This window comes from Marinobacter suaedae (assembly GCF_030519635.1).
GTDB classification, from domain to species: domain Bacteria; phylum Pseudomonadota; class Gammaproteobacteria; order Pseudomonadales; family Oleiphilaceae; genus Marinobacter; species Marinobacter suaedae.
In genome coordinates, this window is sequence record NZ_JAUMIS010000002.1 from 1195408 (window position 1) to 1217049 (window position 21642).

General features: G+C 58.1%; 22 protein-coding genes. 8 read left to right on the forward strand and 14 right to left on the reverse strand.

Features of this window, described 5'->3' with window-relative positions; translation table 11 throughout:
• The first annotated feature begins 75 nt into the window (after window positions 1-75).
• The 3 genes from QVZ43_RS14330 to QVZ43_RS14340 all read left to right on the forward strand — a co-directional run bounded on the left by QVZ43_RS14330 (window position 76) and on the right by QVZ43_RS14340 (window position 2984).
• Window positions 76-528 (forward strand): YaiI/YqxD family protein, encoded by a 453-nt coding sequence (locus tag QVZ43_RS14330; RefSeq protein ID WP_302910486.1) that lies wholly within the window; start codon window positions 76-78, stop codon window positions 526-528.
• A gap of 84 nt (window positions 529-612) precedes the next feature.
• Window positions 613-1737 carry a PQQ-dependent sugar dehydrogenase gene (locus tag QVZ43_RS14335; protein ID WP_302910487.1) on the forward strand — a complete coding sequence of 375 codons (1125 nt, stop codon included), beginning with the start codon at window positions 613-615 and terminating at the stop codon, window positions 1735-1737.
• Between the two features lie 113 nt (window positions 1738-1850).
• Window positions 1851-2984, forward strand: coding sequence for a PQQ-dependent sugar dehydrogenase (locus QVZ43_RS14340; RefSeq protein WP_420890920.1), 1134 nt, complete (start codon window positions 1851-1853; stop codon window positions 2982-2984).
• A gap of 3 nt (window positions 2985-2987) precedes the next feature.
• Here the strand turns inward: QVZ43_RS14340 and QVZ43_RS14345 are convergent, their stop codons facing one another.
• Window positions 2988-3401 carry a GFA family protein gene (locus QVZ43_RS14345; protein ID WP_223792885.1) on the reverse strand — a complete coding sequence of 138 codons (414 nt, stop codon included), beginning with the start codon at window positions 3399-3401 and terminating at the stop codon, window positions 2988-2990.
• A gap of 119 nt (window positions 3402-3520) precedes the next feature.
• Here QVZ43_RS14345 and dkgB point away from each other — a divergent pair, with 119 nt between their 5' ends.
• Window positions 3521-4330, forward strand: a complete 810-nt coding sequence (dkgB, locus tag QVZ43_RS14350) for a 2,5-didehydrogluconate reductase DkgB (protein WP_302910488.1) — start codon at window positions 3521-3523, stop codon at window positions 4328-4330.
• On the opposite strand, the gene QVZ43_RS14355 is transcribed toward dkgB, so the two are convergent.
• Both QVZ43_RS14355 and QVZ43_RS14360 read right to left on the reverse strand, forming a co-directional pair.
• Window positions 4266-4976, reverse strand: a complete 711-nt coding sequence (locus QVZ43_RS14355) for a DUF6064 family protein (RefSeq protein ID WP_302910489.1) — start codon at window positions 4974-4976, stop codon at window positions 4266-4268. The two genes, dkgB and QVZ43_RS14355, sit on opposite strands and share 65 nt — an antisense overlap.
• Entirely contained in the window at window positions 4973-5803 is an 831-nt protein-coding gene (locus QVZ43_RS14360; RefSeq protein ID WP_302910490.1) for an aldo/keto reductase, read from the reverse strand. Before QVZ43_RS14360 ends, QVZ43_RS14355 begins: the two co-directional genes overlap by 4 nt.
• Before the next feature lie 365 nt (window positions 5804-6168).
• Between QVZ43_RS14360 and dacB the strand changes: the two genes are divergently transcribed.
• Window positions 6169-7740 (forward strand): D-alanyl-D-alanine carboxypeptidase/D-alanyl-D-alanine endopeptidase, encoded by a 1572-nt coding sequence (dacB, locus tag QVZ43_RS14365; RefSeq protein WP_302910491.1) that lies wholly within the window; start codon window positions 6169-6171, stop codon window positions 7738-7740.
• Window positions 7741-7791: 51 nt separating this feature from the next.
• Here dacB and QVZ43_RS14370 read toward each other — a convergent pair whose 3' ends face one another.
• Complete coding sequence (locus QVZ43_RS14370; RefSeq protein WP_302910492.1) at window positions 7792-9198, reverse strand: DUF4397 domain-containing protein; 1407 nt, start codon at window positions 9196-9198, stop codon at window positions 7792-7794.
• Window positions 9199-9441: 243 nt separating this feature from the next.
• Window positions 9442-10845 carry a DUF4397 domain-containing protein gene (locus tag QVZ43_RS14375; RefSeq protein ID WP_302910493.1) on the reverse strand — a complete coding sequence of 468 codons (1404 nt, stop codon included), beginning with the start codon at window positions 10843-10845 and terminating at the stop codon, window positions 9442-9444.
• Window positions 10846-11054: 209 nt separating this feature from the next.
• On the opposite strand from QVZ43_RS14375, the gene QVZ43_RS14380 reads away from it, so the two are divergent.
• Window positions 11055-11933 (forward strand): DUF6279 family lipoprotein, encoded by an 879-nt coding sequence (locus QVZ43_RS14380; RefSeq protein WP_302910494.1) that lies wholly within the window; start codon window positions 11055-11057, stop codon window positions 11931-11933.
• A 5-nt stretch (window positions 11934-11938) separates the two neighbouring features.
• Here QVZ43_RS14380 and QVZ43_RS14385 read toward each other — a convergent pair whose 3' ends face one another.
• From QVZ43_RS14385 to QVZ43_RS14405, 5 genes are all read right to left on the reverse strand, one after another.
• Complete coding sequence (locus QVZ43_RS14385) at window positions 11939-12709, reverse strand: SDR family oxidoreductase (protein WP_223792877.1); 771 nt, start codon at window positions 12707-12709, stop codon at window positions 11939-11941.
• A 19-nt stretch (window positions 12710-12728) separates the two neighbouring features.
• Complete coding sequence (locus QVZ43_RS14390; protein ID WP_302910495.1) at window positions 12729-13418, reverse strand: histidine phosphatase family protein; 690 nt, start codon at window positions 13416-13418, stop codon at window positions 12729-12731.
• Window positions 13418-14482: a phosphotransferase family protein gene (locus tag QVZ43_RS14395; RefSeq protein WP_302910496.1), complete on the reverse strand. Its 1065-nt coding sequence runs from the start codon at window positions 14480-14482 to the stop codon at window positions 13418-13420. The genes QVZ43_RS14390 and QVZ43_RS14395 overlap by 1 nt, the downstream gene beginning before the upstream one ends.
• Window positions 14483-14510: 28 nt before the next feature.
• Window positions 14511-15332 carry an SDR family oxidoreductase gene (locus QVZ43_RS14400; protein WP_302910497.1) on the reverse strand — a complete coding sequence of 274 codons (822 nt, stop codon included), beginning with the start codon at window positions 15330-15332 and terminating at the stop codon, window positions 14511-14513.
• A gap of 169 nt (window positions 15333-15501) precedes the next feature.
• Window positions 15502-16713 (reverse strand): acyl-CoA dehydrogenase family protein, encoded by a 1212-nt coding sequence (locus tag QVZ43_RS14405; RefSeq protein ID WP_302910498.1) that lies wholly within the window; start codon window positions 16711-16713, stop codon window positions 15502-15504.
• A gap of 136 nt (window positions 16714-16849) precedes the next feature.
• On the opposite strand from QVZ43_RS14405, the gene QVZ43_RS14410 reads away from it, so the two are divergent.
• The gene (locus QVZ43_RS14410; RefSeq protein WP_223792872.1) at window positions 16850-17743 is read left to right on the forward strand and encodes a LysR family transcriptional regulator; all 894 of its coding nucleotides are present in this window, start codon (window positions 16850-16852) and stop codon (window positions 17741-17743) included.
• A gap of 9 nt (window positions 17744-17752) precedes the next feature.
• Here QVZ43_RS14410 and QVZ43_RS14415 read toward each other — a convergent pair whose 3' ends face one another.
• Window positions 17753-18109, reverse strand: a complete 357-nt coding sequence (locus tag QVZ43_RS14415) for a hypothetical protein (protein ID WP_302910499.1) — start codon at window positions 18107-18109, stop codon at window positions 17753-17755.
• 176 nt (window positions 18110-18285) lie between these two features.
• Between QVZ43_RS14415 and QVZ43_RS14420 the strand changes: the two genes are divergently transcribed.
• On the forward strand, window positions 18286-19440 hold the full coding sequence (locus tag QVZ43_RS14420; protein WP_302910500.1) for an isocitrate/isopropylmalate dehydrogenase family protein: 1155 nt from the start codon (window positions 18286-18288) through the stop codon (window positions 19438-19440).
• Window positions 19441-19478: 38 nt separating this feature from the next.
• On the opposite strand, the gene QVZ43_RS14425 is transcribed toward QVZ43_RS14420, so the two are convergent.
• The 3 genes from QVZ43_RS14425 to QVZ43_RS14435 form a co-directional block, all read right to left on the reverse strand.
• Window positions 19479-20048 carry a YceB family lipoprotein gene (locus QVZ43_RS14425; RefSeq protein WP_302910501.1) on the reverse strand — a complete coding sequence of 190 codons (570 nt, stop codon included), beginning with the start codon at window positions 20046-20048 and terminating at the stop codon, window positions 19479-19481.
• A gap of 89 nt (window positions 20049-20137) precedes the next feature.
• Window positions 20138-20329 (reverse strand): CPXCG motif-containing cysteine-rich protein, encoded by a 192-nt coding sequence (locus QVZ43_RS14430; RefSeq protein WP_302910502.1) that lies wholly within the window; start codon window positions 20327-20329, stop codon window positions 20138-20140.
• Window positions 20330-20337: 8 nt separating this feature from the next.
• On the reverse strand, window positions 20338-21564 hold the full coding sequence (locus QVZ43_RS14435) for a pyridoxal phosphate-dependent aminotransferase (protein ID WP_302910503.1): 1227 nt from the start codon (window positions 21562-21564) through the stop codon (window positions 20338-20340).
• Between the last annotated feature and the right edge of the window lie 78 nt (window positions 21565-21642).

A 21642-nucleotide genomic window follows, 5' to 3' on the forward strand; every position in this document is an offset into this window, starting at 1 on the left:
CGCCCAAAGGATCTATCGGGCTCACACCAACCGCGGGTAAACTTCAGTCTCGACACTCATCAGAAGGAAACCACCATGCCAATCTGGGTCGATGCCGACGCCTGCCCTGTGCCCATTCGCGAAATTTTGTGCCGGGCCGCCGACCGCTGGCAGATTCAGACCACCTTTATCGCCAACCATGGTATCAGCCTGCCGCCCAGCCCTTACATTCACCGGCGCCAGGTCCCCCAGGGGTTTGACGTGGCCGACAATGAAATCGTTGATCAGCTCAGCTCAGGCGATCTGGTGATAACCCAGGACATCCCCCTGGCAGCCGAGGCCATCGAAAAAGGCGCGGACGTATTCAACCCGCGAGGCCAGGCGTTCACCAAGGAAAACATTCGGCAGCGGTTGGCCATGCGCAACTTCATGGAAGAAATGCGCAACGCTGGCCAGGTCACCGGTGGGCCGCCCCCGTTCAGCAAACAGGACAGAAAAGAGTTTGCGGACAAGCTCGACCGGTGGCTGCAGCGCAACCACAAGCGCTGACCGGGACACGGCAACCGCATGGCCCCGCTGCTGCTATGCTGAACTCATTGTTCTTACTCCAAACTTCGCTGCCAAGGGGTTGTCTTGCCGGTACTCAAGCACATACTGATCCTGGGCACTCTGATCCTTGGCACTGGAGAACTAACCTTAGCCCAGACCTTCTCGTCACAACGAGCCGATTTCAAACTGGAAGAGGTGGCTTCCGGGCTTTCCAATCCATGGAGCCTTGCCTTCCTGCCGGATGGTTCGATGCTGGTCACCGAAAGAGCCGGTCGCCTGAGAATCATCCGTAACGGCGAACTGGACCCGATCCCCATAGAAGGAACGCCAGAACTGGTTGCCAGTGCAGAAGGCGGCCTGCTTGATCTTCTGCTTCATCCCGACTTTGCCGATAACCAGACCCTGTTCCTGAGCTATGCCCACCAGAACAGTGAGGGCATGACCACCCGCGTCGTCCGCAGCCGTTTCGTTGATGGTCATCTTCAGGATACCGAGGTCATCTTCGAGGCTCTGCCCCGCTATAGCTCCAGCAACCACTTTGCCGGTCGGCTGGTGATGGACGCCCAAGGCTTTATCTACGTTTCCGTGGGAGACCGACTGGAGAGGGACCAGGCCCAGGATACCGCTGATGACGCCGGAGGGGTCCACCGCATTACTCAGGATGGGGAACCCGCACCGGGCAATCCCGGCCTGGGGAACAACGCAATAAACGACACCTTGTTTACCTGGGGCCACCGGAACCCCCAGGGCATGACCGTGCACCCGAGCAGCGGCGAGGTATGGACCCACGAGCACGGCCCCCAGGGTGGGGACGAACTCAATATCCTGCACGGCGGCACCAACTACGGCTGGCCCGAGATTAGCTACGGTATTGCGGATTCCGGCGAACTCATCACGCCCTACACCCACAGGAAGGGCATGGCCCAGCCACTGTATTACTGGAATCCGTCCATTGCCCCGTCCGGCATGGCGTTCTACACCGGCACCTTGTTTCCGGGCTGGCGGGGTGACCTGTTCATCGGCGCACTGAAGATGAGACGACTGGTGCGGCTGCGCATTCTCAATGGCGTGGTGATTGAGGCAGAAGACCTGCTGACCGACCTGGGCCAGCGCATCCGGGATGTCCGCATGGGCCCGGAGGGTTCCCTGTGGATTCTCACCGACTCCAAAAAGGGCATGGTGTACCGGCTCGCCCCCACCTATGAGTAAGCGCCAGCAAGCGCTGCACTACCCTGTGGCCGTCCTGCGATTCGTGCGAGGCGGTGCTATGCTGAGGGCACACTCAAGCCATGGATCACGTGACTGGATCCCCGGAGAGTCTCGTGCCGTCACTCAGACACCTGACCGTCGCTGCCAGCCTGGTTGTCGCTGGCCTTTTCAGTTCCGGATGCAGCGCCGAACGCGAGCTCTTTTCATCCGATAAAACAGACTTTCAACTCAAGACCGTTGTTCAGGGGCTCGAACACCCCTGGAGCCTGGCCTTTCTGCCTGATGGCTCCATGCTGGTGACCGAGCGGGCCGGGCGGCTTCGCATCATTCGCAACGGTGAACTGATGTCAGAACCGGTCCGGGGCGTGCCCGACCATGTGGTGACCGGCCAGGGCGGCCTTCTGGATATCGTACTTCATCCCGAGTTTGCCGATAACCAGACCCTGTTCCTGAGCTATGCCCACAGAAATGACGACGGCATGACCACCCGGGTTGCCCGGGCAACCTGGAGCAGCGATCAGCTGAAAAACGTAACGGTGATCTTCGAAGCCCTGCCCAGATCCGGCACCAGCCGCCACTTCGCCGGCCGCATGGCCTTTGATGCCGATGGTTTTCTGCACGTGTCAGTGGGTGATCGCGGCAACCGCCCCCGGGCGCAGGATACCGGCGACGATGCGGGAGGGGTGCATCGAATCACCGTTTCGGGTGAGCCGGCGCCCGGTAATCCAGGCCTGCAGGACGACAATATCCGCGACACCCTGTTCACCTGGGGCAATCGCAATATTCAGGGCATGACGGTCCATCCGGATACCGGGGAGATCTGGACCCACGAGCACGGCCCCAGGGGCGGCGATGAAATCAATATTCTTCGCCCGGGTACCAACTACGGCTGGCCAGAAATCACCTATGGTATCGCCTATTCCGGTGCCCAGATTACCCCCTACACGGAAAAACCCGGCATGGCCCAGCCCCTTCACTACTGGGACCCATCCATTGCACCCTCGGGCATGGCCTTTTACAGCGGCTCCCTGTTTCCGGAATGGCAGGGGGACCTGTTTGTCGGCGCCCTGAAGCTGCAGAAGCTGGTCCGGCTGAGGATCCGGAACGGACAAGTGGTGGAAGAAGAGGATTTGCTGGCCGACCAGGGCGACCGGATCCGGGATGTGCGGATGGGGCCGGACGGTGCCCTGTGGCTGCTTACCGATGACTCGGACGGTAAGGTTTACCGGATTGTGCCCGCCCCCTGATCTTCAGTGCGGGTCGTTGGTCCTTTCGGTTTTCTCGAACTGGGGCAGGTCGTCGGTGATCTCATGCCAGTCGGCTTTAGAGCCGACAAACTCGTGGCGGGATGCGCCTTTGCCAAGCGGCTCGTTGATGACGCCAGCCAACAGGCGAAGGATGCCCGGAATGGCGTCTACCCGGCTGTAGAGATGGCTGCCGCAATGGCTGCAGAAGGCCCGGTATTTGCCCGGCCGTGATTCGAACTCGGTGACCAGCGACTCACCGTCCAGAAAACGAAAGCGAACACGCTGGACCGGCACGCTGGCAGAAAAGGCACTGCCGTGAGCCCGGCGGCACTGGCTGCAGTGACAAAGGGTAATCGGACCAATCGGACCATCGTATTCGAACGTAACGTCACCACACAGACATTGACCTGTATACATAGCTTTCACTCAGGCTGTAAGTTCGGAAGAGTCGGGTAGCGGGGATGATACCCGCCGGTTACTTGAAGAACCAGCCAACAGGCTCTATCTAACATACAGGCATCGAGCAGGAGGAACGTATGTCATTCAGCTCAATTCCCAGAATCGGCATGGGCACATTCCGTCTCAAGGGCAATGATGCCCGGGAAGCGGTGAAGAGCGCCCTGTCACTGGGCTACCGGCACATCGACACCGCCCAGATGTATGAAAACGAAGCCGAGGTGGGAGATGGCATCACGTCCAGTGGCATTCCGCGCCGCGAGGTGTTTGTCACGACCAAGATCTGGTTCGACCAGCTCCATGCCAGCGACCTGATAAACAGCCTGCACGACAGCCTTACCCGACTGAAAACCGACCACGTGGACCTGACCCTGATCCACTGGCCGTCCCCCGATGACGAAGTGCCCATGGAAGAATACCTGGGTGCGCTGCGTGACGCCCAGCGCGAAGGGCTGACCGAACACATCGGCGTCTCCAACTTTACCTGCGCCCAGATGGACCAGGCGGTGGACATTCTTGGCCAGGGCACCCTGCTCACCAATCAGGTCGAGGTGCATCCGTTTCTGGCCAACCGCAAGGTTGTGGAGCACGCCCAGTCGCTGGGGCTGACGGTCACCGGCTATATGCCCCTTGCCGTGGGCAAGGTGATGGAGGACGAAACCCTGCTGCGCATTGCGCGGGAACGCAACGTCACACCCGCCCACATTGCCATTGCCTGGGTTGCCTCCCGTGGTGTTGTGCCCATCCCCTCCTCAACGCGTCCGTCTCACCAGAGCGCGAACATCGAAGCGCTCGACATCAAACTGAGCGAAGAGGAAATACAGGCTATCGATGAGCTGGATCGTGGTGAGCGGATTGCCGATCCGGGCTTTGCGCCGGACTGGGACTGAGCCAGTACCCGATGACCAGCAATACCAGCCCGGCGACGGGCAAACCCAGCAGCCAGTAAACCTGCAAGCTCCAAAAAGTGGCTGCGCTGAAAGCCAGCCATAGCAGCGGAATGGGTACGAGCAACCAGCCCAGTCGCCCGGACAGAGCGCCGGGCACAAGATTGGTGGCAGCGACCGTCACGCCCGGGGCCAGCCCGAACACCGCCAAGGCCTGAACAGTGCCGGATTCCAGCACCGTAACCCAGGGAAGCAGAACGACCGTCAGCCACCAGACGAGCTGAAAGCGGCGCCCCTGAGGGAAGATCGGCTGACTCACCGACCGCAACCCCAGCCATGCCAGCAACACCCCCTGCACCACAAATGCCCAGCCAAAACCGGCGGCAGGCCAGTTGATCTCGCTGTAGTACGTGAGCAGAAACCCTGCCCCACTCAACACCCAGGCACTGGCAATCGCCAGCCACGCCAAACGACGCAGACTGGCCTCCGGCCTTCCGAGCAACACCGGGACCAGCAACCCCAGCGCCACAACCGGCAACTGCCAGGGCCAGAACTCCTGATTCAGGCGCACGTACAGGCGCAGGTAAACCTCCGGACCGAACATCAACAGATCCTGGAGGGAGTAGGTCGTCCAGACGTCCGTCCTCACAGGGACCTCACGTAGGCCACCAGTTCCTGTCGCTGGGAGGCATTGGGCAGGTTGCCATACAGGGCCGCCATGTTTTCCTGCATATGGTCGACTTTCGAGGTTGCAGGAATGGCGCAGGTGACGGCGGGATGAGAGATGACATACTTCAGGAACAGCTCCGCCCAGGTGCTGATGCCCGCCTCCGCTGCGACGCCTGGCAGAGGCTTCGCCTCGAAGCGCCGGAACAGCTGCCCGCCCTGGAACGGACGATTGACCAGCACGGCAATTCCTCGGTCCTGCGCAATGGGCAGCAACCGCTCCTCGGCCTCCCGGTCCAGAACGTTGTAGGTCAGCTGAACGAAGTCCAGTTCTTCGGTTTCCATGATTCTGGCAAGATCCCGGTGGCGCCGGCCATGGGAGGTGGTGATGCCGATGTAACGAATCTCACCGCTGGCTTTCATTTGCCTGAGCGTCTCGAGGTGGCCCTGCCAGCCCACCAGGTTGTGAATCTGCTGGAGGTCGAAACGCGCCACCCCCCATTTTCCGAGGGAGGCCCGGGTTTGTTCCCGGGTTGCCGACTGATCCGATGTCCAGACCTTGGACGCCGAGAAGACTTGATCATGAGCCTGCAGATTTTCAAGCGCTGCGCCAACCACGTTTGCCGAAGACCCATACATGGGTGAGCAATCCACCACCGTACCACCGGCTGTCAGGAAGGTTTCCAGCACCCGGGTTCGCTGATCGATCAGGTAAGGATCACTGCCCACATTGAAGGTAATCCAGGTTCCCATGCCAATTGCAGGGATGGTTTCGCCGGTTGACGGAATCACCCGGGCGATGGCTGACACAGTTTCAGTCCCCGAGGGGTTAGCCAGAAGAGGACGGCTGACTATCGCCATACCAGACAAAGCAGTTCCCAGCACAAATTGTCTTCGGGTTAATGCCACTGCTCTTCTCCCTTATGGTTCGTGTTCGGGTAAAGACAAAGCCCACTTCGCTCAGTTCCAGACCCCACATTTTCGTTTACCCGAACAAGCGCCTCGTCACATTTTCAACGACAGCTTACAGGCCGTCACAAAGGTCCCAATAAAATCCTGCGTTAACTGCCATTTTTTAACGTCATGTATAGCGTTTCTGCATAGTACGCGATCAAAAGATGGGCTATGTTTGAAGAACAACAAAACGATGAACAATCTTCACGGTAGTTTGGGGTATGCGACGGGTAAATACAGCAGCCGGCAATGGGCCGGTTTCAAGGCCATCCTTTTTCAGGCGGTCCACACTGGCTGTTTGTACGGCGTTAACACTCGCCGTCAGCCCTGTACTGAAAGCGGACACAAACGAAAGCTCCGGACTATCCGCGGGTAAAATCTGGAGTTCAAAGGTCCGTGACTACGCACAGAAGTCCCTCCGCGACGAGAAAGCCCTCAGCGTGGCGGCCATCCCCCTGAATGGCCCCGGCATCGAGCAGTTCATCAACGCCGATGCACTGATGAGTCCCGGCTCTATCATGAAGCTGGTCACCACCTTCGCCGCCCTGGAAATCCTTGGCCCAACCCACAGCTGGGATACGGACTTCCTGACCGATGGCGACATGATTGGCGACACGCTCAAAGGTAACCTGTACGTGCGATTCGGGGGCGATCCCAAGCTGTCCATTGAGCGCCTGTGGAGCACCTTGCGTGAACTTCGCAGCATGGGCATCACTCGCATTGACGGGGACCTGGTACTGGATGGCCAGTATTTCCGGGTCGATGGCGGCTTCCCCACCTTCGAGGACAATGGCGACAACCCCCATGCGCCCTTCCTGGTGGAACCCTCTGCCTATCTGGCCAACCTGAACCTGCTGCATTTTCAGGTGCGTGCTGACGAGCGCGGCACCCAGGCCTGGAGTACTCCGGCACTGGACGAAGTCATCATCGATAACCGTGTGATCGCAACCGAAGAAGGCCGCTGCCCCAGCCGCCGGAGCTTCGAATGGCAGCCCATTTTCCATGAGGACAACCGGGTTACGATTCGCGTCACGGGTGAACTGCCTCAGGGTTGCCGCACCACACGCTACTTATCCCTGTTGCCCCACGAACAGTACAGCGCCTCACTGATTCGCTCGATTCTCGAAGAAGTCGGGGTCGTCATGACCGGTGAAAACCTGACCGGAGAAACCCCGGAAACCGCTCGGCTGGTGATGAAAACCACCTCGCCGGATCTGGTATCCATGGTGCGAGATATCAACAAGTGGAGTAACAATGCCATGGCGCGCCAGTTGCTCCTGACCATTGGCGCCGAGAACCGTCTTGAGGATGAAACCGATGACCGGGTTGCCGGCATCCGGGTCATCTACGAGTGGATGGAACGCAAGGGCATTGATACCGAGGGCATGGTGATCGATAACGGCGCCGGCCTCACCCGCCACGGTCGCATCACAGCCCGACAGGGTGTGCAGCTTCTGCAGCACGCCTGGGACAGCCCGTTTTCAATGGACCTGCTCGCCTCCATGCCCATCATCGCAATGGATGGCACCATGGCGCGCCGTCTGAGAAACACCGGCATGGACGGTTCCGGACGCGTCAAGACCGGCTATCTGCAAAACGTTCGCTCCATCGCCGGCTTTACCCGCGACGAACACAACACCACCTGGGCGGTGGTCGGTATGGTCAACAACGATCCGGCCTGGAATGGCCAGGCGGTACTTGATCGGGTCCTATACTCGCTGCACTATCGGCCGCCAACGGGAACGGCCTTTTCCAAGGCAGATTCCGGTTCTTCGAATAGGGCCATTCAGTAACAAACAAAAACCCCGGCAAGCGCCGGGGTTTTTGATGCAAGACCGCACGTTTTACTGCGGCTGCTGCGAAACAAAATCGTCGAACAGAATAAGACCAAGTTCATTGAGAGGTGGCTCCGCTCCTGCGTCGGCATCTCGCGCTACTACTGTGTACACGTCGCCCGCGCTTAGCTCAACGCCTTCGGCCGTAATGGCCGGCGTGCCCGTACCTGTCGGCGCAATGTAAACGTTATATGTGCCCTCTGCTACCGCAAGGTAATCTGTCACTGCCTTAAAGGGTACGTCGGACAGTGCCGGATCAGCATTGCCGATACCCTCCTGAGTGCCAGGCACCAGATAGATGTCCACATTGCCAGCAGCGGTGGACGCATGGACGATTCTCAGAGATGCCTGGGTCACAATGCTACGCACCTCATCCTCAACAACCAGCGTCTCAATATTTTCCAATTGACCGACCGCCAGGGCGGTGTAGCCTTGCCCATTTACCAGCGGCAGAGTCTCATCTATTACCACTAAACCGTTGTCCGCAGATGCAGCCACCCGGACGCGAGTTTCCCCAGCCGGCAACGCTGCATAACCGTCTAAGAAGTCAAAAGGAGCAACGCTTCCAAATGGGATATTAGTCAGCGGTTCAGGAATCAGAGGCGGGTTGTCGCCGACAAGAATGTCGACGTCTGGCGCATTAGACGAGGCATGAACAACACGAACTCCAGCGCCCTGGTCAGCGTCATAGACTTCTGTAACATCCCCGCCGTTCAGCACGATAAGACTGATTGGGCTGGCATCTCCGTTGGCACCGGTGTTGTCAACTGCACCCACGAGCAAGTCAGCACCCACAGGCAACGGCAATGCGCCACTGTCGAAAACTACTGTATCGGTACCCGCGGGCGTAACTCTCACTTGATACTCACCGGCCGGCACTTCCAGCGGTCCGACGCTCTCTTTAAAGCTGAAGCTGAATGTCGCTTCTTCGGGAAGTGCTGCGCCGGCGGCGGTCACGTACACATCGACAGGTCCACCCGCAGCTTCCTCGGCATCCGGAGACAGGTGAGCAACCCGCAGGCGCACAGAATCAGAAGATTCGCGTTCACCATCATCAGTCAGGATCAAAGGCTCAATGGTTTGGTCACCTACTTTCCCGACCGCAATGACATCGTATTTTGTGTTGAACAGAAGAGGTACGTCTTCCTCGATCACCGTTACGGTGTCCCCTCCCGGCAGAATTCCGTCAATGGACAAAGAAGGCCGGCCAGCATTCGGAGTCAATACCACTGCCTGTTTGTAGTCAGCCCCAGAGACCATGGTACTGCCGTTAAAATTAACGTTAACAGCGGGCGCATCGGAAGACGCATGAATGACCCGGACGTTAGACTTCAGCGGATCGTCGTCATCATCGAAACAACCAGTCAGCACAACGCTGCCGACAACCACTAGGGGTAAAGCGAGTAAGGACTTCATTGTGTTATTTCCTCATGCTGTGAGCGTGATTGGCTAATACCTGAACTTAGTGGTTCGTCCCTGCACATGTTCATTCCCTGAACGATGCAACACCTGTAGCTACGGGTAGCTTTTCCAAACGGATTATCGGCAGGCCACATTCAGCGCACACTTGCGCTCTTTTCTACGAAGAAACCATCAATGAAACAGCCAGAACTAAAACCCCGGCCATGTCGGGGTTGATGGAGGGTCACAGCATTGCTGTCAGGGTAAGGGATCGGTGTTGTCGTCCAGCTGGAAGAGGAGCGTTCTATCACCGGCCGCGCTATCGGTGGCGACGAACGTGTAAACGCCACCGTCGCGAAGCCCGACCCGCACCGGACCTATTCTCACGTTACCGTCGGCATCCCGGATGAAGAGGTTGTAGTTTTCCTGCTCTACGGCGAGGTAGCCGGATTCGGTACCAAAGGGTACATCCCGTAAGATCGGAACCGCACCCGACACACTTGTCTGGTCTTCCGGTAACAGATAAATATTGACCGGCCCGGCGAGTGCAGCGACGCGAGAACCATGGAAGATTCTCAGGCTAGCCTGGGTGGATACTGAGCGCACCAAGTCATTCACGACCAATGACTTGATCTGTCCCTTAGAGTCTTTAAAGTCATATGCGATAATCGTCTTTCCTTCACCCACAATCGGATTGACCATCGCAATGCTGATTTCCCCGGTGGAATCGTTAATGGCAACGTCCTGAGTTCCGGGCGGGACGGTCGCATAAGCATTTCGCTCTGAAGAAGGCCCTGTCTTTCCGAAGGGCACGCTGGCAATCGTCAATTCTCCGTCAACGAAAGCCGAAATGGACTCATTAATTCGTGCAACATGAACCACCCTAACACCTGACCGTTGATTGATATCGTACACCTCGTTCACTTCCGGCCCATCGGCGACCAGCAGGCTGATCGGGCTCTGGCTGCCAGAACCTGCAACATTATCGACCGCCGTATTGTCCACCGCGGCAATCAGCAGGTCATCCCCTGAAAGGAACGACAGCGGGCCACTCTCGAAGACAACCGTTGCCGTACCTGCCAGGGTCACCCTGACCCGGTAACGTCCCGCGCTCACCAGCACGGGGCCCTCAACGTCCTCATACCCCATCCTGAAATTGGGGCCTGCGGCTAACCACTCATCCAACTCATCGTCCGCGTCGCTCAGGTAGACATCCACATTCCGTGCCGCCGCCTGGGCATCCGGGGACAAATGCACGACTCGAACCCTCGTCTGGTCTCCAGCCTCGGTCTCCAGGTCATCGGTCAGCACAATGGGTTTAATCGACTCATTCGAAACATTGCCCACCACGAAGAAGTCGTACTTTCGGTCCTGACGGAAGGAATAAGTGGAGGTCAGGATAGTTTCACGCTGGGATCCAGGCAGATCAGCGTTGATCGACATCTGGGACGAGCCTACGTTCGGGGTAAACAGTACGCCTTCCTTGTAATCGAGGCCTTCGATTTCCCTGTCGCGCCCCAGTCGCACATCTACCGGCGGGGCATCAGACGATGCGTGAATGACACGAACACTGCTCTTTTTGGGGTCGTCCTCCTCAAAAAAGCAACCCGCAAGCGCCATCGTGCCGGCTACCACTATCGGCAGCACATGTCTTGTTTTCATGGTTTCATCCCTCGAATCCTGAGGTCCTTGTCCTGTTTTTCATGCCTTTCACGCGCAACGCCGTGAAATCCTTTTCAAAAAGTCAGTATGGTCAATCTGGTCGGAATTTGCCCAATTTTGGCGGGCCAAACTACGTCCAATGCGGTCGGAATGTCGTAAGCTACAGTAGGAAAATGAAGCTAAAACGAAGTCCGGTGAACCAAGATCCCATGCCTGTTAATCGATTTTTTAAGCTCTGCACCGCTGTGATCCTGACGCTGACCCTCGCCGCCTGCAGTTCCAACCGTATGGCCTATCGCTATGCGGATTGGGGAATTGTCTGGTGGGTGGAGGATTACATCACGCTCACCAGTGAACAACGAGAACAACTCGCCAGCGACATCGAGTCGTTCAGGCAATGGCATTGCAGCAGTGAACTGCCTCGTTATCAGGCCTGGCTGGAGGGCTTCATGGTCGATCTTGACGAGCAGGATATGCAATATCAAACGGTCGCCCTCCATCAGCAGGACCTGTTCAGCCTGTTTCCCCCACTCCTCGATCGTGTCGTCCCCATCGCCACGAATCTTCTATCCAGCCTGTCAGACCAGCAAGTTAGAGAACTTGCCCGGAACATGGAGGATAATCAGCAGGAATACCGCGAGAAATATCTTGAGGATTCCGCCAGCGACACCATCGAAGCCAGGGCAGAACGGGCTGAGGAACGGATAGAGCGCTGGTTTGGCGAACTCAACCGTGAGCAGAGGACGGTGGTGAAACAGTGGGCGGAAAACCGTGGCAGGCAGACGGAAGTGTGGCTACAGGGCCGCAGGAACTGGCAAAAGGCCCTTCTGGCAGCACTCGAACGACGGAACGAACCGGGCTTCAGTGACGACGTGGCCCTTCTGATCAAACAGTCGGAGCAGGTCCGGGGCGCGGAGTATCAGGCCATGATGGAAGACGGCCGGGCCGCTTTGACCACCCTTCTTCACGACCTGATGGAAACATCAGATCCGGAACACCTGGCCCACCTGCAACAGCAGGCAAACGGGCTGGATGGTGACCTGGAGGCGCTGACCTGTTCGCCGTCCTCCGAGGTCGCTTCTGGATAACGCAGTTAAACCGTCAGATAACCGCCATCGGCATTGATGCAGGCGCCGGTGGTGTAAGTGGACGCATCCGAGACCAGGTACAGTACTGTACCGGCCATCTCATCCGGGTCCGCTACCCGCTTCATCGGGATATGCATCATCGCCTGCTTCTTGATGGCCTCGTTGGTGGTCAGAGCACTGGCGAACTTGGTATCGGTCAGACCTGGCAGCAACGCGTTCACCCGGATGTTCTGCTGACCCAACTCCATGGCAAAGGACTTGGTCATGGAGATGACCGCGGCCTTACTGATGGAATAGATGCCCTGGAAATGGCCAGGAATCACGCCGTTTACGGACGCCACGTTCACGATGGCACCGCCACCACCCTTCTTCATGATCTTCGCGCCTTCGGCACACATGAAAAAGTAGCCGCGGATGTTTACGTCCACGGTCTTGTTGAAGGCACCCAGGTCGGTGTCTTCCACCGGGCCAAAATAGGGGTTGGCCGCGGCGTTATTGACCAGAATATCCAGTTTGCCGTGTTTTTCCGCGATATGGGCCCAAACCGCTTCGATCTGATCCATCTCGCCAATGTGGCAAGCAAAAGCCTCGGCACTGCCTCCCGCTTCGCGAATGCTGCTGGCCACCGCTTCACAACCGTCGATTTTCCGGCTGCTGACGATCACGTGGGCGCCTTTTCCGGCCAGTGTACGCGCAATGCTCTCACCGATTCCCCTGCTGGCACCGGTTACCAGGGCGACCTTACCGGTCAGATCAAACAGGTCCTTGTTACTCATGGATTCACCTCAAACACACTTATCGGAATGTCACCAGGGCGGGGTCTTCCGCCTCCAGATGGCTGTAATTATTAAAAACGGACAGGCTGCGCCGGGAACCTGAATAAAGCACCCGGCTGACACTGGCGTTGGCAATCACTTCGTTCAACATAAGGGCCCGCTCATCGGTCAGCCCGAGTAGGTGCTGGCAGATCACCGAAATCGGCCCGCCGGAGGTAGCAACCAGAATGTCGCCGCCATCGACATACTCGATCATATCGTCGAATGCCCGGAGCACTCGCTCCCTGAACGCAGGCCAGGTCTCGTTATAGTCCTGATCGTGCTGACCTGTTGCCCAACGATGCACCGCATGAACAAAGGCCTCTTGAAAGGCCCGTGCGGGCTTGGGAAAGGCCTGCAGATCACGGGCCATGACATTTCGGTCCACCCATTCCGGCCGGGACCGGATCAGCACCTCATGGTGGTCAAACTCATTGAAACCAGGGGCCACCTGCATGTCCGGAAACTGGCTGCCAAAACCCGAGGCGATAGCCTCAACAGTTTCCCGATGACGCTCCAGATTCCCCCCAAACACAGCATCAGGTTTTATCCTGCCAGCCATCCATCGGCCAAGGACTTTCCCCTGCTCCCAGCCGGTCTTGGACAACTGGTCATAATTTTCCTTGCCAAAACTCGCCTGTCCGTGGCGCACCAGGTAGATGGTTGCCATTAAAGAGTGCTCGCTTCAATCAGTTTCAGGCAGCGCTTCTCCAGGTAATTGGCCGCGTGACCAAAAGCAGCGAAACGCTTGTCCCTGGTCTGGCCGTGGTAGAAGCGGTAATAGATCTGCTGGATGATAACCGCCAGCCGGAAAAGTCCGTAAATCTCGTAGAAATCGAAGTTATCCGTGCGGAAACCGGATTTCTCCATGTAGTACTCGACCACCTCTTTACGGGTCAGCATGCCCGGGCGGTGTGTCGGCTGACGGCGCAGCATCTGGAACGGCCCCTCGTCGTCCGCCTGAATCCAGTACGCCAGGGTGTTGCCGAGATCCATCAACGGATCACCGATGGTGGCCATTTCCCAATCCAGCACACCGATCACTTCAAACGGGTTGTCCGGATTGAGGACCACGTTGTCGAAACGGTAGTCGTTGTGAATAACCACCTGGGCGACGTCCCCGGGCATCTTGTCGTTCAGCCAGGCCATGACGGCTTCGAAATCACCCACGTCCTCGGTACGCGACTTCCGGAACCGGTCACTCCAGCCACCGATCTGGCGCTGAACGTAGCCCGCGCCCTTGCCCAGGGAATCCAGGCCGGCGGCCTTGGCATCCACACGATGCAGGTCCACCAGTTTGTCGATCACGCTCAGGCAGAGCTTGCGGGTGTCCTGCTCGCTCAGCGCGAGATCTTCTGGAAAGTCCTGTCGGAGGATGATGCCCTTGAGCCGCTCCATCACATAGAAATCGCAGCTTAAAATGTCATGGTCGTCACACACGGCAATAATGTTGGGTACGTAGGGATAAACCGGCTTGAGCGCCTGCATGACCCGGGCTTCCCGCAGCATGTCGTGGGCCGACTTGGCAATCTTGCCAAACGGCGGACGGCGCAGAACGTAGGAACGATCGCCGTAATCCACCTGATAGGTCAGATTGGACGCACCGCCGGGGTACTGGCGGATGACCGGTTCGCCGGTCAACTCCGGAATGGCCTGCTTCATGAAACGGTCGACGGCCGCCGCATCCAGCTCTTCCCCCTCGCGAACATCCTTCGCCTGATCAATCTGCGTCATGTCGGACTTTCCTCCTCGTTGCATCCGGTCAGGCTTTGGCCTTGCCGCCCATTTTGCTCATCCAGCGCTTGCCTTCCTGGTGCATTAGCCAGTCAAAGGCTTTCGGCGCGTGGCGCTTGAGCATCCACATCCGGCGCTCCTTGGCATGGGGCAGTACCCAGAAGCTCTTGCTGTCGACGGAGCGAACAATGTCCTCGGCCACATCCTCTGCAGTGATCGACGAACGCTTCATCAGCTTGTTCACGTTCTGCTGAATGCCCGGGATATCCGAACGCATGGTGGTGGCCAGATTGGTCTGGAAAAACGCCGGGCACACGCAGCTCACGTGAATACCGTCATCCCGCAGTTCCTGACTCAGGGTTTCAGACAACGCAATCACGCCGGCTTTGGAGACATTGTAGCTGTCCATCAGCGGCGCAAGCATCAGCCCGGCCATGGAGGCGATATTCACGAATGCACCCGAGCCCTGCGCCTTGAACTGTGGGGTAAAGGCCTTGCAGCCCCGAACCACACCCAGCACGTTGATATCGAGAATCCACTCCCAGTCGGCCATGGAGGTTTCTTCGATGGAACCTGCCGAGGCCACGCCCGCGTTGTTCACGACCACGTCCACGCCGCCCCACTTCTGGACGATGGCGTCCCGGGCCTTTTCCAGATCGGTCAGGCGACGGACATCACACTCAACAAAATGCCCTTCGCCCCCGGCCGCATTGATTTCCTGCTCGACAGCCGCACCCTGCTCCGGGTTGATGTCGCCAATGCATACCCGTGCGCCGTCTTTGGCATATCGCAACGCCAAGGCGCGACCGAGGCCGCTTGCGCCGCCTGTGATGAATACTCTCTGTGTCATGCTGTTTCCCGTTATTTGTCTTCGAAAGTCGAAACCGACGCAAAGTGACGACGGAGCCGGCGGGAGGGAGTAGCTGAAACTGTGCGGAGCCATGGATGGCGGAGCCCAAGCGTCACATGGATGTGCTTGAGCGTGTTTCAGCTACTCCCTCCCGCCGGGTCCCTGCACCTTAATGCTTGTACTTGCGCATCTCCAACCGAGCCACCATAGCCCGATGCACTTCATCCGGACCATCCGCCAAGCGCAGCACCCGGGCGTAGGCAAACAGTGAGGTCAGAGGGAAGTCCTCGTCGCTGACACCACCGCCACCATGAATCTGAATCGCCTGATCCACAATGGTTTGCAGCATGGAAGGAATCACCGCCTTGATCATGGACACTTCCTGCAGCGCTCCCATGATGCCTTTGGTATCCAGCGCCCACGCACATTTCAGGGTAAGCAATCGAGCCTGTTCGATCGCCATACGGGCGTTGGCGATGATGTCCGGATTCCCTCCCAGCTTGGCGATAGGCCGGCCGAAAGCTTCGCGAGTCATTGCCCGCTTGATCATCAATTCCAGCGTGCGCTCGGCCGCTCCGATTGCCCGCATGCAGTGATGCACCCGGCCCGGACCCAGGCGCCCCTGGGCGATTTCGAAACCGCGTCCCGGGCCGGCGATGAAGGCGCTCTTGGGCAGGCGAACGTTGTCGAACACCACTTCACCATGACCGTACGGCTCATCGTAGGCACCGAACACCGGCAGCATGCGCTCCACTTTCACTCCCGGGGTGTCCATGGGCACCAGCACCATGGAGTGCCGGCGGTGCTTGTGGGCATCCGGGTCGCTCAGCCCCATGAAAATAGCCACCTTGCAATCCGGATGACCAACACCGGTACTCCACCACTTCCGACCATTGAGCACCACCTCATCGCCTTCCACGACAGCCGTTGCTTCCATGTTGGTCGCATCCGAAGATGCCACGCCCGGCTCGGTCATGCAGAAGGCAGAGCGGATCTCACCACTGAGCAAACGCGGTAACCACTCTGCTTTCTGTTCATCGGAACCATAGTGAATGAGGACTTCCATATTGCCCGTATCCGGGGCGTTGCAGTTGAAAATCTCCGGCGCGATGAAACTGCGGCCGGTTTCTTCTGCAATCAGGGCATAGTCAGAGTTCAACAGACCACAGCCGTACGTTTCATCCGGGAAGAACATATTCCAAAGCCCCTGGGCCCTGGCCTTTTCTTTCAGCTCACGGATGATGGGCAGTTCCACCCAACGGTTATCCAGCGCAGCCATGTCTTTGTAGTACTGCTCTTCAATGGGAAAGATCTCCTCCGCCATGAATTTCTTCACGCGGTTGAGATAATCCTGTCCCTTCTCGGAAATATTGAAATCCATCGACGTGTCCTCACTCGCTCTTTGCCCAGCTGTATTCAAGTTGGACCCAGTCTAGGCGGCCGACCACTATTACGCGACTGAATTTTACTTATCGTTTATCATTACTGCTGCTTATTGAGTTTTATGGAGTTGTGCTGTGGCCCTGAACCGCCTGGACCTGAACCTGCTGCATGTGTTCGAGACTATCTATCGCGAAGGCAGCCTGACCCGTGCTGCCGCAGCCCTGAACCTGACGCAGCCGGCGGTCAGCCATTCCCTGTCCCGGCTTCGTGAACATTTTGATGACCCTTTATTCACCCGTCAGGGCAACCGAATGGTGCCAACGCCGTTGGCCCGCCGGTTCCGGGAATCCATGCGGCCCGGACTGACTCAGATCCAGACCGCAGTAAACCAGTTCCACGCCTTTGACCCGGCCAGCCAGCGCAAGACTTATGCACTGGCCCTGCGGGATATCCTGGAATCCACCTTCCTGCCTCCGTTGATGCAGCGACTGGAGCCCTATCGGGAGCTGGAAATCGTCAGCCAGCGGGTGGCGCGACGGGATATGGAAAGCCAGCTGGCAGCAGGCAAACTGGACTTCGCGGTGGACGTGCTGTTACCGGTGAGCGATCAGACCGCTCACGAACTATTAAGGAAGGATCGTCTGGTGGTTCTGGTGCGAAAGGATCACTCGCTCTCGACATCCCCCATGACCATGGAGGACTACCTGAGCCATCAACATGTACTGGTGTCATCACGCTCGGAAGGACCGGGAATCGAGGACTTTGAGCTGTCCCGGCTTGGCGTTCAGCGCAGTATCCGGCTCCGCTGTCAGCATTACTATGCGGCCTGCCGGGTGGTGGAACAAAGTGATCTGCTGCTGACTATGCCCGAAGCCTACGCCCGGATCATTGCCGAGCGGGCGGACATCCACATTCTGAACCCGCCGGCGGAAATGCCGTCAATTGATGTCTACCTATACTGGCACAAGGCCTATGAAAAGGAGCCAGCGCTGGTCTGGTTTCGGGACCAGCTACGGGCCATTTGTTGAGCTGGAACGTCAGTAAGCCCCCACCGCCTTCAAAAACAGCAAGAAACCGATCGAAGTAATACCCAGGGCCGCCACCACGATGCCAAAGCCCCACCAGATGGCGGCACCGTCAGAGATGGGCACATCGTGCCCCCGCAGTGTACGGTAGAAGGCCCAGGGCCCGGCAATGAAAGCACCTACCACCGCCAGTAACAGGCCCACGCTGATACCGGCAAAGGTCCAGGTTGCCAAGACGGTTGCCCGGTCCGATACCTGATCGGTGACTCCGTGATGCTGCAGGAATTTCTTGCAGAAGAACCACAGCAGCCCAAACAGGGCAACCACGAACACCAATGCGCCAATGACGGTAATGATACGGTAGAGCAAGGCCACCTTCCTGTCTGTTGTCTCTGAAGTCGTCACTATAACGTCAGGGAAAGGGCTGGTAAAACAAGCATCAACAGGCCACTCTGACGGAAGCCCCGGTGGTGGCATCGAAACCTGAGACGACTACACTGGGGTTGTCATGCCTATACGTGCCGATTCAGAGAAGGAGTCCCAGAATGGCCGACAATATCCGCATTGCTGTCACCCCCGGCGACGGGATTGGCCCTGAAGTCGTCGGCGAAGCGATTCGCTGCCTTGAGGCTCTCAGAGCCAAGCACGACCTGGCCCTGGAGTGGACCCGCTTTCCCTGGCCATCCCACGCCTGGCATGAGAGCAACGGCGAGTCCATGCCGGAAGATGCGCTGGAGCAGCTCAGAGCCTACGACGCGATCCTGCTGGGGGCGCTGGGCGATCCCGGCCCGATCGATGACAAAAACCGCTACCTGCTGCCAGACAGCATCTCACTCGCGCCACTGCTGGACATGCGGAAGGGTTTTGATCAATGGGTATGCGAGCGCCCTGCGCGCCTGCTACCGGGTGCACGCCAGTATCTGGCCGACGAGCGCGCCCGCGACATCGACATGCTGGTCATCCGGGAGAACTCGGAAGGTGAATACGTCAGCCAGGGTGGGCGCCTGCGCAAGGGGACGCCGGACGAAATCGCCACCCAGATGGAGGTGTTCACCCGAAAAGCCACCGACCGCATCATCCGGTACGGATTTGAGCAGGCTCGCCTGAGAGCCGCTGAGCGCGTCAAGGAGGGCCGGACCCGAAGCTTCCGGACCCTGGACGGTCGAACCTGTGAAAGCCAGGTTTGCCTGATCACCAAGCGAAACGCACTGCGCCACTGGGGTGACATGTACACCGAAGCGTTTGAGGAAATCAGTCAGGAGTTTCCGGATGTTGCCATCCATCACGAACTGGTGGATGCCGCCTGCATGAAGTTCGTTCAGTGCCCCTGGGCCTTTGATGTGGTGGTTGCCAGCAATCTGCAGGGCGACATTCTTACGGATCTGGCCGCAGTGCTCTCCGGCGGCATGGGCGTTGCGCCCTCCTGCAACCTGAACCCGACGGACCCGAACTCGCCGTCCATGTTTGAGCCGACTCACGGGAGTGCTCCAGATATCGCCGGTCAGGGGCTGGCAGATCCCACCGCCATGCTGTTCACTACCGCTCGAATGCTGGAATGGCTGGGGCGAAAAGATCCGGCGCTGGCCGCGGCGGGCAAGGAGTTGCACGACGCGGTTGCTGCCGATCTGGCAGAAAGTAAAGGCGGACAGCGCAATACCCGGGAAATTGGCACGGCGATCTGCGACCGGATTGCGAGCTAATCATTCACCGATGGGAGGTGGTCATGAGATTGGCCACCTCATTGATCGTCCATGACGAACTCAAGTCGCCCTGGTGCCACCCTTACATCAACCGGCAGGGCGCCAAACAGCCGCTGGCTCAGATCGGTTTCGTCCAAACGGTAGACGGGCATGGTTTCGAGCATTTGGGCGACCACGCGCATCACGTTGTCGGTCACCGGCTTCAAATCACCTCTGAAAAAGGGTGAATCGATCTCGCTTTCCAGCAACTGGAGTCTGCGCAGGTAAACCGCCTTTTCAGTGCTGTCGTAAACCGGCGCCCCTTCCACCTTGAGCGCAATATCTACTGGAAGCTTGGCCAGCAGCGCATTGAGCGAGACCTGCCCTTTCAAATCGATTACCGCCACGTCACGGCCATCGGGACCCAAGGTAATGTCGGCGTCATCCAGACTCAGGCTGAGGGGGGAACCACTTCTTAGCTGCTCGCGATCAAAGTCCTGCACCACTTCCTTGAGGCGTTGCTCAATCTCCCGCTCGGAAATGGCGTAGGGGGTGATACCCGCGCAACCACTGGTCAGCATAAGAATGAAGGTAAGCAGGGGCAGGAAGCGCCTGTAGGCGTGGAACATGTTTATTCTCCATCGGGGTGCATGTCGCCACAGCCGAGAGGTCGTCTGAAGGCGAGTCTGCAGGCCACACAGTCACAATTTGAGGTCGGCTAATCGTTTTCTGCCCGCACATCGACCCTGAATGTCAGGTCATCGTCCACCGTCACTGTGAACACAATGGGCCGGCAGCACACCTGGCAGTCTTCGACGTACTCCTGCTCGGGAACCGAGGGATCAATGGCGATTTCCTGTGCCTCCCAGCAATAGGGGCACTGGATCACCATCGAATCCAGGGCAGGCATGGGCTTACCTAAAACTGCTGCTTGGCCATCCAGGGGATAATACGATCAAACGCTTCCTCAAGTTTCTCGCAGGTTGTGGAAAAACTGATACGAAGCGCGTGAGTCGACTCTTCCCCGAAGGCATCGCCGGGTACCACGCACACACCGGTTTCTTTCAACATGCGCAAGGCCAGATCGGAACCGTCCACATGCTTGGGCAAGTCAGGGAAAATAAAGAACGCGCCTCCGGGCTTGTATCCCTGCAAGTGCGGCGTTTGCTCCACCAGATCTACCACCTTGTCCCGGCGCTCCCGGTAAATATCCACCATATCCCTCACGCACTGCTGGTCTCCGGTAAGCGCCGCAACACCGGCAAACTGGGACGGCGTATTGGCCACCGATGTGGTGAACATATGGTAGCGACGCAGGGACCTGATGGTCGCCTGGTTGGAGATGACCCAACCGACCCGGAGCCCTGCCATACTGTAGGTCTTGGAGAAACTGCTGATGCACATGATGTTGTCCAGATCCACAGAGCAATTCAAGACACTGGCAAAGTCATCATCATCAAAAATCAGGTGGTCGTATACCTCATCGGCGTAGACCTGAATCCCCCGGAAGGCACATTCCTCAAGAATGGTTTCCACCGTGCTACGGGGGTACACAGCACCGGTCGGGTTATTGGGGTTGTTCAGAATGATCGCATAGGTGCGCGGCCCCATGGCAGCAATCACCTCATCCGGGTCCAGCTGATGATCGTTCTCTACACGGGTAGGCACGAACTTCACCTCGCCACCGCTCATCCGGATCAGCGGTGCGTAGAGCAAAAAGGACGGATCGGTCACGATGAACTGGCGCCCCGGGGCCGAGGTTGCCGAGATGGCCAGATACATGGCCTCGGTGGCCCCGCTGGTGATCAGGATGTTGTCGCGGGTCAGTTTCCGGTTGTATCGTTTGCCGTAATAGTCTCGCAGCGCCACCAGCAGTTCCGGCAGACCTGCATCCATGGTGTAACCGGTCTGGCCGGCATTGAGTGCATCAACGTAGGCGTCAACAATATGTTTTGGAGTTGGCAGATCTGGCTGGCCAATCGAGAGGTGCAGCACATCCTTCATGGTCGCCGCCATGTTCACCATACGGCGGATACCCGGCACCGGGATCGAGTGCATCGCAGGATTCCAGCTGGCTTTCGTCTTCCGATACTTCACTTTCCGGGGGACCGACTGGTCGGTTTCCTGATTGACACTCTCTGCCATAAACACCTCCTGCGACCGGTTCAAAAAGTGAGCGTTCTGATGCAGGGTAGCCAGTAAGCCGGGGCCATACAAGACATA

Bases quoted from the DNA above. Each gene is read 5' to 3' on its own strand.
- dkgB (WP_302910488.1), top strand. From the start codon at position 3,521: ATGTCATTCAGCTCAATTCCCAGAATCGGCATGGGCACATTCCGTCTC.
- QVZ43_RS14425 (WP_302910501.1), bottom strand. From the start codon at position 20,048: ATGTTCCACGCCTACAGGCGCTTCCTGCCCCTGCTTACCTTCATTCTT.
- QVZ43_RS14375 (WP_302910493.1), bottom strand. From the start codon at position 10,845: ATGAAAACAAGACATGTGCTGCCGATAGTGGTAGCCGGCACGATGGCG.
- QVZ43_RS14330 (WP_302910486.1), top strand. From the start codon at position 76: ATGCCAATCTGGGTCGATGCCGACGCCTGCCCTGTGCCCATTCGCGAA.
- QVZ43_RS14390 (WP_302910495.1), bottom strand. From the start codon at position 13,418: ATGGCAACCATCTACCTGGTGCGCCACGGACAGGCGAGTTTTGGCAAG.
- QVZ43_RS14370 (WP_302910492.1), bottom strand. From the start codon at position 9,198: ATGAAGTCCTTACTCGCTTTACCCCTAGTGGTTGTCGGCAGCGTTGTG.
- QVZ43_RS14395 (WP_302910496.1), bottom strand. From the start codon at position 14,482: ATGACGCAGATTGATCAGGCGAAGGATGTTCGCGAGGGGGAAGAGCTG.
- QVZ43_RS14405 (WP_302910498.1), bottom strand. From the start codon at position 16,713: ATGGATTTCAATATTTCCGAGAAGGGACAGGATTATCTCAACCGCGTG.
- dacB (WP_302910491.1), top strand. From the start codon at position 6,169: ATGCGACGGGTAAATACAGCAGCCGGCAATGGGCCGGTTTCAAGGCCA.
- QVZ43_RS14345 (WP_223792885.1), bottom strand. From the start codon at position 3,401: ATGTATACAGGTCAATGTCTGTGTGGTGACGTTACGTTCGAATACGAT.
- QVZ43_RS14400 (WP_302910497.1), bottom strand. From the start codon at position 15,332: ATGACACAGAGAGTATTCATCACAGGCGGCGCAAGCGGCCTCGGTCGC.
- QVZ43_RS14385 (WP_223792877.1), bottom strand. From the start codon at position 12,709: ATGAGTAACAAGGACCTGTTTGATCTGACCGGTAAGGTCGCCCTGGTA.
- QVZ43_RS14420 (WP_302910500.1), top strand. From the start codon at position 18,286: ATGGCCGACAATATCCGCATTGCTGTCACCCCCGGCGACGGGATTGGC.
- QVZ43_RS14435 (WP_302910503.1), bottom strand. From the start codon at position 21,564: ATGGCAGAGAGTGTCAATCAGGAAACCGACCAGTCGGTCCCCCGGAAA.
- QVZ43_RS14380 (WP_302910494.1), top strand. From the start codon at position 11,055: ATGCCTGTTAATCGATTTTTTAAGCTCTGCACCGCTGTGATCCTGACG.
- QVZ43_RS14430 (WP_302910502.1), bottom strand. From the start codon at position 20,329: ATGCCTGCCCTGGATTCGATGGTGATCCAGTGCCCCTATTGCTGGGAG.